Here is a 13,388-nt window from a genome sequence, read left to right as displayed (position 1 = left end):
GCAGACTTCGTTTGATCCAGCGGATACAAAATGAACAGATTAATACACTAATCCAGATCCATGCTAAGGAAGCGTCACCCGAATTATCGAAGTATATGCTCGATTCAGCTATCTCTCGCGCCAAGAAAAGAATGAGCGAAATTAATGAAGTGTGTGGTTGAGGTAAGGGCAGTAGTTGTGAATGGCAGGCATACACCATAACAAGCGCAAGCAGTTTGCTACGGCCCTTCGGGCCTCCGCGGGACGTCCAACGCTATGCACATTTTGTGCGGGTCGCTGCTCTCCCAGGTTCGCACAAAAGGTGCATAGCATTGGTCGCCCCTGTTGCGGGCGTTAGAGGAAAGACTTACCCACAAAAAGTAGACAATATAACTATGCATTCCGGCGCCGCTTGCCGCAGGCGTCGGCACACACGTCAATCCGGTTAATTTTTAGGGGAAGGCATGTCGGCAAAGAGGGTGGAAGAAGAGGCAGGCCAAAAAGTAACCCCTCGCCAGTGGCTCAGGCTGGTTGTGGTTTATCTCCTGATCCCGCTGACTTTATTCATATGCAGTGGGGACATCGACTGGTGGCCCGCGTGGCTTTATTCCATGCTGTTCCTGGGCGCTGGTATCGGGGGCCGTATGTGGGCGGAGCAACGGCATCCCGGGTTAACATGCGAAAGACAAAATATTGAAAATTTCGAAAATGCAAAGAACTGGGATAAAGTACTGGCACCATTGATGGCGCTAAGCGTTGGGCCCCTTATGGCCATAGCGGCCGGGTTGGACCATCGTTTCAATTGGTCATCTGAATTTCCGCTATGGCTCATGGTGATTGGCTTCACGCTTATTTCATTCGGCTACGCGCTCGCCACATGGGCTTTTGCGGAGAACCGCTTTTTCTACAGTGTTGTGCTAATTAAGCCAGATCGGGGGCATGTGGTCTGTGACAGTGGCCCCTACAGGATTGCGCGGCATCCGGGTTATTGCGGAAGTATTCTTGCTGTGTTCGGTATTCCCCTAGCCCTTGGATCGGTTTGGGCGCTGATACCTGCGGTGTTCGCGGCAGTCATCGCGTTGATTCGGACCACACTTGAAGACCAGGCTTTGCATGAGGAGTTGCCGGGTTATCGAGATTATGCACGGAGAGTGCGCTATCGCTTGATACCCGGGATATTTTGAGAGAACCGATTGGCGGATATCCCAGGTTAGGGATAGTGGCCCGACTTGGCGGCCACAAGCCTCACTTCGCTACAATGGTCCGACCTTCCCCTGCATTAGCTTCTTTGCGAGCATATAAAGGATAAAAAATATGAAGCATATGAAGGAATATCTGTTTCTGGTCGTGTTCGCCCTATCATCCACTGCAAGCGCCATTGTCATTCGTGACGACACCGAAGATGAGAAGTATCAGGTTCCCGCCTCTGCGCTACCGGCACTGGCTGATTTTCCAGGTGAAGGCCACGGCGTCCTGATTTCTCCTCAGTGGGTTGTCACAGCCGCACATGTAGCTTGTATGCAGCACCACGTCCCGGAGATCGTAATTAACGGACTGTCGCGTGAAGTTGAGTCCGTAGTCGTTCACTCTGGATACAAGACGCCACCACAGGCGCTTATCAAGGAGACCTTAGCCTCTGGCGACGGATCTGAGTTAAGGGCGTTTCTTGCGTCGTCCGATGACATTGCTCTTGTCAAGTTGAAAGCTCCTGTTAGTGATGTAAAACCAATCTCCCTTTATCGCGGCCGCGACGAAATTGGCAGTACCGTCAAGCTAATCGGGAAGGGTGCCACTGGCAGTGGCAGTGACGGGCCGGAACCCCACGCCCCACATCGCACCAGTTTGCGCAGGGCATTCAATGTCATTTCCAGTGTTGATACGCGTTGGATTTCCTATTCTTTTGATCCCCCGGAATCTGCCGTTCAGCTCGAGGGCATGTCGGGTAATGGCGACAGCGGCGGCCCCGTCCTTATCAGGGAACAAGGGCAATGGCAGCTCGCCGGCCTTGTTGCCTGGGAGACGAGTCAGCGAGATTTGCGCATGTATCACGGTGCGCGCTATGGTGATGGCGGAAATAATGTTCGTATTTCTCACTACATAGAGTGGATCGAAAGCACTATAGCTGTCGGGGCGCAAAGGCAGAGTGCGGCGTTGCCAGAAGCCTAACTCTAACTATTCGTTGCAGCCAGCCCGGCGAACCGCCCTTTGTATCCTCAATACAGCGGCCAGCCACTGCTGGCGGCGCTACATACAGCAAGGACCTTACCTTATGAAAATCATCTGGGGATTGTTGATTGCATTCATGTCAATTTCGGTAAGCGCTGATCCTACCACTCCTTCGTTGCACTCATTTGAAAAGCTTGAGGCACTTCTTGGGGATTGGAAGAAGGAGGGTGCGGATGGCGATAAGTTTTATATCTCTTTTCAAAGCACTGCAAATGGCAGTGTAATAACAGAAAACTGGATTTATAAGGGTGCATCTCACTCACTAACCGTCTATCACCGCGATGGAAAAAACCTGCTTGCAACACACTATTGCCCGCAGGGCAATCAGCCAAGGCTGAGACTGCAGAACTCCGATAAAGACAAAGGGAGTGATCTTTCTTTCGTATTCCAGGATGCTACTAACCCTGCAAGTCAAGAGGCCAGCCATCAGCACTCGCTGGCCTTTGAGTTTGTAGATGAAGATACCGTCATCAGAAGCGAGAGTTATAGTAAAGGCGGTGTGATCACCCCCTCCTCTCTCAAGCTAATCAGGAAGTAAAACGGGATATATGGCAGACAGTTTGTTCCGGCCCTGCGAACACCCAGCTTTGGTGGTGAGGCCGTGCTTCTAAGGCGATGTCTCCAGGTGGATACCTGCTTTGTCGGCTCCCGTTTCTGTTCTGCCCAGTAAAGACGCCGATTGGCGGGGCAGGGCGGCATAGTCTTAACTGGTGGGAATCGCCTAGCCACCGGAGGAGGTAAACGCCATGGATATGCGGAGATGAATTACGAGGACGCGAGTGTCCTGGAGATGCTGGCCCAGGTGTCGGTTACTCTCGCCGGCTTTATCGGTGTCGTGCTGGTCTTCCTGCATGGCGGGCGTGGGTCGTGGACGCAGGGTGAGCGGAACACCATTTTCCACCTGCTGTTTACCAGCCTCACAGCCCTGGGGTTATCCATAGCCCCCCTTGTTATACAGGCAGCGTTTGGCGAGCGCCTGGTGTGGCGCGTCTGTATGCCCATGCTTGGCCTTGTCCATATAGGGGGTGCCCTGAGAGCCTCTGTTGAATTCCTCCGCGGTGTCATCGCCATGCCTACCGCGGTGGTGCTGCTGGTGGCGGTTGGTTCGATCACTATTATTGCCCTCTCCCTCTTGGTGACCCTCGGGTATCTCAGCCATCTCGCGTTCTTTACCTACCTGCTTGGAATCAGCTGGCCGTTACTGGTTGCTGTATGCGCTTTTGTGTCGCTATTATTCCGTGGCAAACCCTGACAGATCTTTAAAGCGCCGGGCCGCGGTGCCCGGGTCCTTGGTACACGGAGATGAAGTGGGCGACAGCAGGCGGCAAAAGGCGTTGGCCGGGTGCGACTTCCCGGGGATGGTTCCGGACAATAGCCCAGGCAGGTAGCTCGCAGGCCGCCTCGCGAAATGGATTTTGAAACCCCGCAACGGAGAAGCGCATGCCGGAAGCTGATTTTTTCCAGGATCTGTTGATCTCTGATTGGAAGGGGATACTCCGGGTCCTGGTCAGCGCAATGATCACGTATGTGGTAGTTGTCTGCCTGGTGCGCCTGTCCGGGAAGCGTTCGGCTTCCCAGATGAATAACTTCGACTGGATTGTCACCGTTGCTATAGGTTCAATCGTCGGTTCGACAATCGTGATCCGGGACCTGCCGCTGGCTGAGGGACTGTCCGCGGTGTTGGCCCTGCTGGCCGCGCAATTCATGGTGACAAAAGCCACGGTCTATTTCCCCGGTTTTTCCTCCCTGTTGCGGGCAGCGCCGGTGATCGTTTTCTGGAACGGAGAGTTCGTCAGGTCCGCCATGAAGAAGCAGCGGGTGACGGAGCAGGAAGTGCTGTCGGCGATTCGCAAGCGTGGCGTCCACAGGTTGGAGCAGGTTGCTGCGGTAGTGATTGAGGCCGATGCGAGGCTGAGTGTACTCCTGAAGGAGACGGCGGAGAGCCTCGAGCGATCGGAGACACTGGAGCGGGTTAAGAACTATTCAAGCCTGGTCTCCGGCTCTCACGACGCGCCCTGACGCCGTCGATTCACGGATTTGACCCAGGGAGTCGCCCGGCCTCCCACATCGTTATAAGCAGTAGACAGGTTTAAGGAGGGATTCTGTGCCCTGGAAGAAATGGATTATTCAATTCAGCATTATGTCCGTCACCCTGATACTTGTGTTCAGCGGTGTGCAGCTGGCCAAGGGACACGGCCCCGATGAATCGCTGCTGTTTGCCGCCTTCTGGGGGCCCTGCACCGCCACGGTTTTCCTGCTGACACGAATCTACTACTTCAGGCGCAATATTCGCTGTGTGGTCTGTAACGACTTGCCGAACGGGGGCAGGCCGGACTGACCGGTAGCCGCGGGCGGGCCGGTGTGGCGCGAACTATGATTGGATATTGCCACCGGGCGCTGGGCCTATCCCCCGACCAGGCGGTGAGGCGCAATGGTGTATGCGTCTCCGGGCGCAATCCCTAAAAGGAGAAGATGGATATGGAATTTATCGTCCTGCTGATCGTGGTGGTCGCCGTGCTGGTGCTGCCCCTGAAAATGGCCGCCGTCATGCTCGGTGCGCGCAACACCGGCGCCTTTTATTGCCTGTTTGCGCTGCTGCTGGCGGTGATTATCCAGCGCTTCGTGGGCGGGATGATCCCCGGGGTGACCGAGGAGTGGGGCATGCTGATCTCCATTCCACTGGCCGCCATCGCCTACATGCTGGTGCTGGGCACAGGCTTCCTCAAGGCAATCCTGATCGCGATCGTACAGGGCCTGATCATGATCGGTGCCGTACTCTTCTTTGGCGCTTTCCTGACTGCCTGAGCGCCCCGACGCCGCTTCTGTTCAGCCTTCCACCGGGCCCAGCCCCACGCGGACCAGGTCGCTTTCGGCCAGCATCGACTTGACCCCAATCAGGCGGTCCTCTCGGGGGTGCAGGTGAAAGTGCAGCCGGAAACGATTGTGTGCCAGCAGGCGTTCTTCCCGGGTCCTGTCGTTGAGGCTGATGCGGACGATAAATGCGTCATTTCCGCGATGCTCACTAAAGTAAAGCCAGTTTCCCTTCACCTGCCACCGGTTTGTCGAGGCTGAAGCAACGCTGCCGAGAGCATCTGTTGAATATGGCCGGAGATGCTGGTCCATAACCCAGGCCCGGTTGTGTTCGTCGATCGCGATGGCCCGGCCGTCCGGGAGGAAGCGGAGGGCACTGTAGCCATCCAGTAACCTTTCGTGACGATCTTGTGCCGGCAGGTAGCGATAGATCACCTGGTTACCTCTTTCCCGCTTGGCGTACAACAGCGAGCTGCCATCGGGGGACCAGGCCGGTGAAGCGGGCAGCTCGATACCGCTGGTAAGAAAGCGCAGTTCGCCACCCCCGGCATCCAGGATAAACAGCCGTTGATCCACAATCCCCGCCAGCAGCTTCCCGTCAGGACTTGCCTGTAGGGCAGTGACCTGGCTGTCCACGGGTAGTGAAGCCAGGGTCACCCCCCGCTGCTGCGTGTCGCGGCGCTGGAGGACAAGCTGTTCCCGCCCGAGTGAAAAATAAAAGAGCCGGCGTCCGCCAGCGGCGTATTGGGGAAAGTCCTCAGCGCCGTCCAGGTCGAAGCGGTCGGCGGACATGAGCGGCGAGTCTGCGAATGGGTCCGGTTGTTCTTCCAGGTCGAGGAAATTGCCGTTATGGCGCCGCATGAAAAAGCAATTATCCCCGCACTGGAAAAAGACATCATTGATAAAGCGATCCGGCAACTCGCGTTTGACGAAGCGATCCTCTGCCAGGTGGTATTCCAGCAGGCTGCCGTTAAAGCCTGACAGGGCGATGCTAACCCCGTCGGGGTGCCACGCGAGCCGCTCCACGGGCTGTGGGAGCAGGCGGGTATGCAGCAGTGTGCCGGTGGCCAGGTCCAGTATCAGTAATTCGCGTTTCCCCTCCTCGATCCCACGCAACAGTGCCAGCCGCCGCCCATCCAGGGATTCGCGTGCCACGTAGTCGCCAGCACCATCGACGTTGGGCGCGGTAATCTGCTGCAGGGAGCCGGTGTCGAGCGCAAGTCGCCATATGCCCCGGGGGGCGCCGGGCCGGGGGGCATCCTTGAGGTATACGCTACTCCCGTCGCGGGACCATGATTGCAGGTAGCGTCGTTGGCCATCAGTCGGTGGGAAGGGCCTGGCGTCGATGATCCCGCGCTCCGGATGGTAGCCCGCCAGGTAGTGCTGCAACTCCTTGCCCTGGCTGCGCGTATAAACCAGCCGGTCGCCGGTTGGTGACCAGTGGGCGTTGGCATAGTCGGCACTGTCCCAGGTAAGTCGCTGTACCCGGCCGGACGCGCCGTCTTTGACGAACAGCTGCAAGTGGTCATCCTTGCTGGAGCGGTGGGAAAAAACCAGCCGCTTCGTGGCCGGGTTGTAGTCGGCACTCACTTCGGATCCGGGAACCCGGGTTAGCCGTTCGACCCCGGTGTGTGTCGGTTCCGCGGTGTTGTGCGGCAGGAGCCACAGCGGGACCATGGCAGTAGCGGCGGTGGCGGCGGCGCCGATGATAAGGAGAGGCCAGCGGCGCGCTCTGTTTGCGGCCCGGGCCGGGGCCACCTCAGCGATCAGTACATAGCCCTTCAGTGGCAGGGTGCGGAGGTAGCGTGGGTTGCGCGCATCATCGCCCAGTGCCTCGCGCAGTTTCTTGACCATGGCCCGCAGTGCATCATCGCTTACCACGCGGTCCGGCCAGATGGCCCGGGTGATGGTGTCGCGGCTGACGGTCACTCCGGCGTGCTCGATCAAGAGTCCCAGGAAGGCACTGACTTGCGGCTCCAGCCGGCTTGAGTCCTGCCCGCGTGAGAGCGTGCCGGTGCGGATATCGAATTCAAACTCGCCAATGCTGTGGAGGGCGGCGGGGCCCATCCCTTTTGTATTTTCTTTTTTCAAATCAACCACATACATCATGTGACCGGATGTGACCCGCGGTTGCACTCACAGCTGGTCACAAAGGTTCCTTTGCCTGCCGTCCCGGGCCGTCCGATATTTCGCCTTCATTAAATCACAGCCGTGCCGGCGGGCACCAACGGAAGGCATATGAGGGCTCCGTGCCAGGCCGGGAGCGGCATCCGAACACAATAAATGGGGGGCTCAGCATGCAGATGCTATGGAGATTGATCTCAGTATTCCTGGCCTGGTCGGCCGTGGCCACAGCACAGCCAGGCAGTGTACCTGCGCCCGCAAACCTGGCCGAGCTGGGCCAAGCGATCGAACAGGTTGCGTCGCGAACCAATACGCCCGGGCTGGCGGTGGCGCTGGTCGGGACCGGCGACGAGATGTGGCAATACAACGTGGGCATGGCGGACCTTGCCAGCGGTTCCCCGGTGACGGCTGAAACCCGGTTCCGGGTGGGATCCGTAGCGAAGATGCTGGTCAGCCTTTCGGTAATGAAGCTGGTGGAGGAGGGCCGCCTTAGCCTGGACGCGCCGCTTTCTGAGCTGGCACCCGAGATCGAGTTTCACAATCGCTGGGAAAAACAGCACCCGGTGCGACTGGTGCACCTGCTGAACCACAGCAGCGGCTGGGATGCCCCCCATTTCGCTGAGCTGGTACAGCAAGGCGCGGAGCCGATCAGTATCCGTGCGGCGCTGGCCCTGCATCCGCACTCGCGCACATCTCGCTGGGTGCCCGGCAGCCGCTCGGCATACAACAACACCGGGCCGCTGGTGGCGGCCTATATCGTCGAAAAGATATCCGGTATGCCCTTTGAAGAGTATGTGGGGCAGCATTTCCTCGCGCCGCTGGGCATGGAGGACAGCGGCTACTTCTATTCCGACCACTACCGGAGCCATGCGGCCACCCTCTATGACAAGGGCAGGCCGCAGCCATACTGGCACCTGAACAACCGCGCGGCGGGGGCGCTCAACAGCAGCCTGGAAGACATGGCGAAGCTTACTCGCTTCCTGCTTGATCGCGGCCGTGTCGGCAACCGGCAGCTATTGTCACCGGCCTCGCTCGAGCGCATGGAAACCCCGCGTGACACACTCGCGACGAACGGCGGACTGGAGGTGTCGTGGGGCCTCGGCACCACCAGCTTCAGCAATAACGGCACGGTGTTTTACGGGCATGAAGGCAGCCTGCCCGGCGCCCGCAGTATGTTGGCCTACCAGCCGGACCTTGGGCGGGGCTATGTGATCCTGTCGAACAGCAACGGGCCGGCCGTTGCCGAATTGCACCGGTTGCTGTCAGCTTACCTGGCCCGGGACCAGCAGCCCGGGAATATTGAATCACAGCGGTCCCCGGATGCCGGAGACCCGACCCTGGCCGGCCTGTACCGGGTGATCAGCCCGGTTTCTGAAACCTTCGGGTTTGCCGCGCAGTTGCTGCCCTGGAGACTGCAGGTAAACAGCGCGGGGGTGGTCATGGCGCCGCTCCTGGGCGGGCGGCCCCGCCAGCTGGTGCCGGGGCCGGAGGGCACATTCCTGCAGGCGGGAACCGGTCGGGTGTCGCTGGTGCGGGCCCGGGACCCCATTGCGGGAGAGGTTTTGCACTACGGGCCGCAGACTCTGGAAAGAACCGGCCCGCTGGCTGCCTGGGCACCGCTGCTGGTGCTGTGCCTGTGGTCGGTCTGTGCGGTTGTGGCGCTGCTGAAGGCCCTGGGATGGCTCCCCCACTTGCTGCTGGGGCGGGGTCCGCGGGGGGCCAGCCTGGCACTGCGCGCCTGGCCGGCCATGACGGTGCTGGTGCTGGGAATGGCCCTGGCAGGTGCCGTCCTGGCAGCTGGCGGCACAATACCTTTTGCCCTGGCCGGGCGGGTGTCCGTGCCATCGCTGTTGGTCTTTGTCGGCAGCGGACTTTTTCCCCTGCTGGCAGCATTGAGCGTGTGGGCCTGGTTCCGTTACCGGCATGCGGCCCCGGCGGAAGTGGGGCGGTTTACCCGCTGGCATGCAGCCGTGCTGGTGGCGCTGAACCTGCTGGTGGCCATGTATATGCTCGCCTGGGGATTGGCGGGTCTCAGGCTCTGGGCATAATCTTCGCGAGGAACGCGGGCGGCGGCCTAGGGCCGTTGCCCGCGGATGATGGTGAGCACCACCTCGCCCACATCAAAACCCCACTTGCTGAGGCGGGACTCGTTGATCAGCACCCGGTCGGAAACCAGGTACATGCGGTCGTCCACGGCCACCTCGATGGTGTCCCCCTTCCAGGGCACCTGCAGGGTGTAGCGGATGAACATGGCGTTGCCGCTGACCCTGACCCGCGCGGGGCCCACCACGTCACCGGCGTAGCCGGTAAAGTTGCGCACGCCGCGGTTGTCGGTGGCGCTGGGCACCAGCTTCCAGTCGCGGAACTGCACCTCGCCGTCGTCGAAGACGAAGCGCTCCTCCAGCAGGCCCTCGCCATCCTGCCAGCTGCCCGTCAGTTCGGCATTGAAGGTACGCGTAACCCGGCCGGAGCGGTCCTTGACGATGCCGTGCGCAGTCAGGGGACCGCGGAAAAATTCTTCTGGCACGAGGCGCGGCTGCCGCTCCTGATACTCGGTGATATCGGCCGTCGAGCAGGCGGCCAGGAAGAGGCCGGTGGCGAGAAGGAGTGCGGCTCGGGGTAAAACGGCTGCGGGCATTGGCGGGTCCTCGCTCGTGTTGCGGGTGTCTATGCCTTTGCTCTACGCAGGTTTGCAATCACCGGATCAGGCTGGCAGCGCCGCGGACTGGTCGATCGCCAGCCCGCGCTCCTGGCGCTCAGCGCCTTTTGGGGCGGCGTTCACACCCTCCCGGAAACCAGTGAGGTGTGCTCGCCCGGCAGCGGCAGCTGTGGCAGGTTGGAGACGGCCTGGATCAGCCCCTCCTTGTAGAGTTCCGCAGCCTGCTCTTTCTCCCCGAGGGCATGCAGCAGCCGGGCCAGCTCCGCGGAGGTGGCGGGGTCGGAGCGCAGGGTGAGGCTTTTCTCGAAATGCTGCCGGGCCTTGCCCCAGAGTTCATTGCGCAGGCAAAGGCGCCCGAGGCAGGTATAGAGTTCGGCGTTCTCGCCGTATTCCTTCAGCCAGCCATCGGCTACCGTCAGCTGGGCGCCGGCGTCGGCACCCGTAAGACAGCCGTACAGCCTGCCGAGCTGTGAGCGCCACTCGTGATTGAGGATCCAGCGCAGGTGCTTCTCGGCCTCCTCGTCCTCGCCGACCCGGTGCAGCTGCTCGGCGTAGAGGCCGCGCAGGTCCATGTCGCGCTGCCAGCGACCGCTGAAACTCTGCCAGGTGTCGTGGAGCTTGCCTGCATCCCGGCGTTCGCCGGCCGCGACCAGCAACTGCTGGTAGACCTCCTGCTCAAGCCGCTGCAGGTCTTCTTCGGGCATGTTGGCGTGCTTCTCAAGGTCCGGCAGCAGGTCGCGCAGGTGGTGCCAGTCCTCCAGCTGGTAGTAGGCCTGTTTCAGCATCTGCAGCACCGCCGGGTGCTTGGGTTCCACCTGCTTGGCGCGCTCCAGGCTGGCGATACACTGTTCGTATTGTCGGTCCAGCAGCTGCATTCTCGCCTGGCTCAGCGCGACCGCCAGCCGGGTATCCTCGCCGCTGGCCTCGGCCTTGGCGAGAAGTTCGTTGGCCTCATCGCGGTAGCCCAGTTCGAAGGCACAGCGGGCGGCGGCCAGGTAGTTGATCAGCGGCGCATCCGAGCGGGGCGCGCTTTTCAGTAGCTGCCGCCGGGCGCGGGCCCAGTTGCCCTCCATAAATTCGACCAGGCCGTTGGTAAGGCGCCGCCGCGCCACGCGGGTGCGGCCGAAACGGATACGGCTGACCCCGCCCTCCACACCCCGCAGCAGGCTGCGTAACAACCAGAACACCAGGAACAGCAGCAGCATCGCCAGCACCGCCGCGCCGACGGCTACCCACAGGTTCATCTCGATTCGCTTGCCGCCGACGGCCAGCAGCATGTAGCCGGGGTAGGTGCGGATCATCTCGGTCAGGAAAGCCCCGAACAGCAGGAAGGCGAGGGCGGAGAAGAGAAAGCGCTTCACTGGGTCTTCCCCCCTTCTGCAGAGGGCTGCGGGCTGGTGTTATGCAGCTGCTCGATATAATCCTGCAGCGCCCGCTGGGAGGCATTCAGGTTCGGGAGGTCGGCCTTGATGGGCTGCTTCGCCAGCTCGTCGAGTTCCCGCACCAGTGCGTCGCGCCGCTGGTTGGCAATGCCGTAATCGACGAGCAGCTGCCGCGCGCTTTTAAGGGCGTCGCGATATACCTGCGTCTCGCCGCGCAGTACTGCGAGCTGTGCCTGCTCCATGTTGAGTCGCAGGCTCTGGCGGAAGCGCGCCTCGCTCTGCGGCGAGAGCAGCACCGGGTCGATACTGCCGTCGCGGATACGCACAGAGTCCTTCAGGAACCCGGTGAAGTTTTGCCAGCTGCGCTCCCAGGCTGGCCGGGCCTCTTCCTGTCCGGCCTGGCCGGGTTCATCGGGGGCCTGCCGGGCCAGGTCGAACTCCGGCTGGATACTGGCCTGCACCATCTGCTCCTGCAGGGCACCCAGTTGCAGGTAGAGACCCTGTTCGTCGATATCGTCGGCCATTTTCAGGGCGGTAATGTCTCGCGCCAGTTGCTGGCGCACGCCGTAGAGGTCGGGCCGGTCCACGCGCCGCAGGATCTCGTCCACCTGCTCCAGCAGCCCGAGGGCCGCGCGGCTGTCACGTTCCAGCAGCAGGCGCTGGTTGGCGAGCCGTAACAGGTAGTCGGCCTCGGCCAGTTGCCAGTCGGTGCGGCTCACATTACCCAGTTCACCCAGGCGGCTCGCCTGGGAGGCCAGGTTGCGCTGCAGCTGGGCCATCTGCTGGCGCAGCTGGGCGAGTTCCGAGCGCTGCTGGCTCAGTTGCCCCTGCAGGGCTTGCACCGCCTGTGCCTGCTGGTTGCGCCCTGTGTCCGCAGTCTCGGGCGGGGTGGCGCTGCCCGAGCCCGGCTCACCGGCATCCGGGGCGGTGGGCTGGTCGGGTGCCTGCCGGGGCTGCTCTGGGACGGCTTCGCGGGATGGCGGCGTGTCACGCTCCTGGCGCGCAGTTACGGTGGCGGGCTCTCCGCGTTCTTCGCCGCCTTTGAGCAGGGCGACGGTATCTTCGACCGCCACCTTGAACTGGGGCCAGTTGTACCAGGCCCAGGCGCCCACGCCGCCGAGCACGGCCGCGAACAGGAGTATCCACACCCAGGCGTGGCTTCTGCCGCTGCGCGCCTTGCCCGAAGTGGCCTTGCCGCCCTTGCCGCTTTTCTCGGCGGCGGCCTTGGCAAAGTTGCTCTTCGATTCCGCTTTTTCCGTGACCATTGGCACTTCCTTGGAATTTTCGGTTTTTTTCGAATTGTCGTCAGTCATGGGCTGGCCGGGATCGGTGTGGAAAATGTCGTCAAATTATAGCGACTCGCGGCATGGTTTATACGATGCCTGGCGCCGATTTGAAATTTTATACCTGCCCGGCACGGTATTCTGCGACTCAGTCGGGAGAGGCGTTTTCCACTGCGGCCAGCATGGCGGCGTCGCCGGCGTTGCGCGCGACTGCGATGCGGCTGAAGCCGAGGTCGCGGGCGCGCTCGCCGACCCGGGCACTGGGACAGACGAGCAGGGCGCGGAACAGGTCGCCGCGGCCGCTCTTCTGGAGGCAGCTGGCAAGGTTATCCAGGGTCTCTCCGCTGTGCACGGTAATGATGTCCGGTGTTGCGCGATACTCCCTGAGCCGCCTGGTGGCATCTGCCGGCAGGGTGCGGCGGTAGAGTTCGCAGTATTCCACCCGCGCATTCCGCTCGCGCAGGGTGTCACCGATCAGGGTGCGCCCGCCGGCGCCGCGGAATATCAGCACCCGCTCACCATCCACCTGTTGCAGTGACGGCAGCGCCAGCAGCGCCTCGGAGTCCATGGCGCCGCCGGCACTGGTGCACTCCGGGCCGTGTGACTCCAGGTCACGGGCCGTGCCGGCGCCGATGGCGTAATAGCGGGGGCCGACAGGCAGTTGCGGCCAATAGGCATCGAGCCAGTCGAAGGCCAGGCGCACCGCGTTGCGGGACACGAAAATGGCGTGATCGACCTGGTCGAAGTCCATTACCTGGTTTTTGGTGCGCTGGTATTCGGGGCCGGATTCGATCGGCTCTATGGCCAGCAACGGGATCGTGTCGACAGTGGCGCCTTCAGCCGCCAGCAGCTCACACCAGTCGCGGGACTGGTGGGCCGGGCGGGTAGTGAGTACGCGCACACCGGACAGGCTCGATTCCATGG

The 13,388-nt window shown here is 61.4% G+C and carries 13 protein-coding genes; 8 read left to right on the top strand and 5 right to left on the bottom strand.

The window, feature by feature from the left end:
- The first annotated feature begins 443 nt into the window (after positions 1-443).
- From BLT26_RS13275 to BLT26_RS13245, 7 genes are all read left to right on the top strand, one after another.
- Complete coding sequence (locus tag BLT26_RS13275; RefSeq protein ID WP_091515200.1) at positions 444-1,163, top strand: methyltransferase family protein; 720 nt, start codon at positions 444-446, stop codon at positions 1,161-1,163.
- A 130-nt stretch (positions 1,164-1,293) separates the two neighbouring features.
- The gene (locus BLT26_RS13270) at positions 1,294-2,145 is read left to right on the top strand and encodes a S1 family peptidase (protein WP_217631441.1); all 852 of its coding nucleotides are present in this window, start codon (positions 1,294-1,296) and stop codon (positions 2,143-2,145) included.
- Between the two features lie 103 nt (positions 2,146-2,248).
- The gene (locus tag BLT26_RS13265) at positions 2,249-2,743 is read left to right on the top strand and encodes a hypothetical protein (protein ID WP_091515198.1); all 495 of its coding nucleotides are present in this window, start codon (positions 2,249-2,251) and stop codon (positions 2,741-2,743) included.
- A 222-nt stretch (positions 2,744-2,965) separates the two neighbouring features.
- Positions 2,966-3,457 carry a hypothetical protein gene (locus BLT26_RS13260; protein ID WP_091515195.1) on the top strand — a complete coding sequence of 164 codons (492 nt, stop codon included), beginning with the start codon at positions 2,966-2,968 and terminating at the stop codon, positions 3,455-3,457.
- Positions 3,458-3,645: 188 nt separating this feature from the next.
- Entirely contained in the window at positions 3,646-4,224 is a 579-nt protein-coding gene (locus tag BLT26_RS13255; protein WP_091515192.1) for a DUF421 domain-containing protein, read from the top strand.
- An 85-nt stretch (positions 4,225-4,309) separates the two neighbouring features.
- Positions 4,310-4,543, top strand: coding sequence for a hypothetical protein (locus BLT26_RS13250; RefSeq protein ID WP_139169554.1), 234 nt, complete (start codon positions 4,310-4,312; stop codon positions 4,541-4,543).
- Positions 4,544-4,683: 140 nt separating this feature from the next.
- Entirely contained in the window at positions 4,684-5,010 is a 327-nt protein-coding gene (locus tag BLT26_RS13245; RefSeq protein WP_091515287.1) for a hypothetical protein, read from the top strand.
- 21 nt (positions 5,011-5,031) lie between these two features.
- Here the strand turns inward: BLT26_RS13245 and BLT26_RS13240 are convergent, their stop codons facing one another.
- The gene (locus BLT26_RS13240; RefSeq protein ID WP_175453117.1) at positions 5,032-7,083 is read right to left on the bottom strand and encodes a winged helix-turn-helix domain-containing protein; all 2,052 of its coding nucleotides are present in this window, start codon (positions 7,081-7,083) and stop codon (positions 5,032-5,034) included.
- 248 nt (positions 7,084-7,331) lie between these two features.
- Here BLT26_RS13240 and BLT26_RS13235 point away from each other — a divergent pair, with 248 nt between their 5' ends.
- On the top strand, positions 7,332-9,188 hold the full coding sequence (locus tag BLT26_RS13235) for a serine hydrolase domain-containing protein (RefSeq protein WP_175453116.1): 1,857 nt from the start codon (positions 7,332-7,334) through the stop codon (positions 9,186-9,188).
- Positions 9,189-9,214: 26 nt separating this feature from the next.
- Here BLT26_RS13235 and BLT26_RS13230 read toward each other — a convergent pair whose 3' ends face one another.
- The 4 genes from BLT26_RS13230 to BLT26_RS13215 all read right to left on the bottom strand — a co-directional run bounded on the left by BLT26_RS13230 (position 9,215) and on the right by BLT26_RS13215 (position 13,386).
- Positions 9,215-9,778 (bottom strand): DUF3833 domain-containing protein, encoded by a 564-nt coding sequence (locus tag BLT26_RS13230; RefSeq protein WP_091515177.1) that lies wholly within the window; start codon positions 9,776-9,778, stop codon positions 9,215-9,217.
- 140 nt (positions 9,779-9,918) lie between these two features.
- Positions 9,919-11,160 carry a heme biosynthesis HemY N-terminal domain-containing protein gene (locus tag BLT26_RS13225; RefSeq protein ID WP_091515174.1) on the bottom strand — a complete coding sequence of 414 codons (1,242 nt, stop codon included), beginning with the start codon at positions 11,158-11,160 and terminating at the stop codon, positions 9,919-9,921.
- Positions 11,157-12,446, bottom strand: coding sequence for a uroporphyrinogen-III C-methyltransferase (locus BLT26_RS13220; protein WP_175453115.1), 1,290 nt, complete (start codon positions 12,444-12,446; stop codon positions 11,157-11,159). Before BLT26_RS13220 ends, BLT26_RS13225 begins: the two co-directional genes overlap by 4 nt.
- Positions 12,447-12,612: 166 nt before the next feature.
- Entirely contained in the window at positions 12,613-13,386 is a 774-nt protein-coding gene (locus BLT26_RS13215) for a uroporphyrinogen-III synthase (RefSeq protein ID WP_091515166.1), read from the bottom strand.
- Positions 13,387-13,388 lie beyond the last annotated feature (2 nt).

It is taken from the genome of Microbulbifer yueqingensis (genome assembly GCF_900100355.1).
In the GTDB taxonomy this organism is placed as follows: domain Bacteria; phylum Pseudomonadota; class Gammaproteobacteria; order Pseudomonadales; family Cellvibrionaceae; genus Microbulbifer; species Microbulbifer yueqingensis.
The sequence above is the reverse complement of the archived record's forward strand: the minus strand, read 5'-3'. Positions and strand labels throughout refer to the sequence as shown.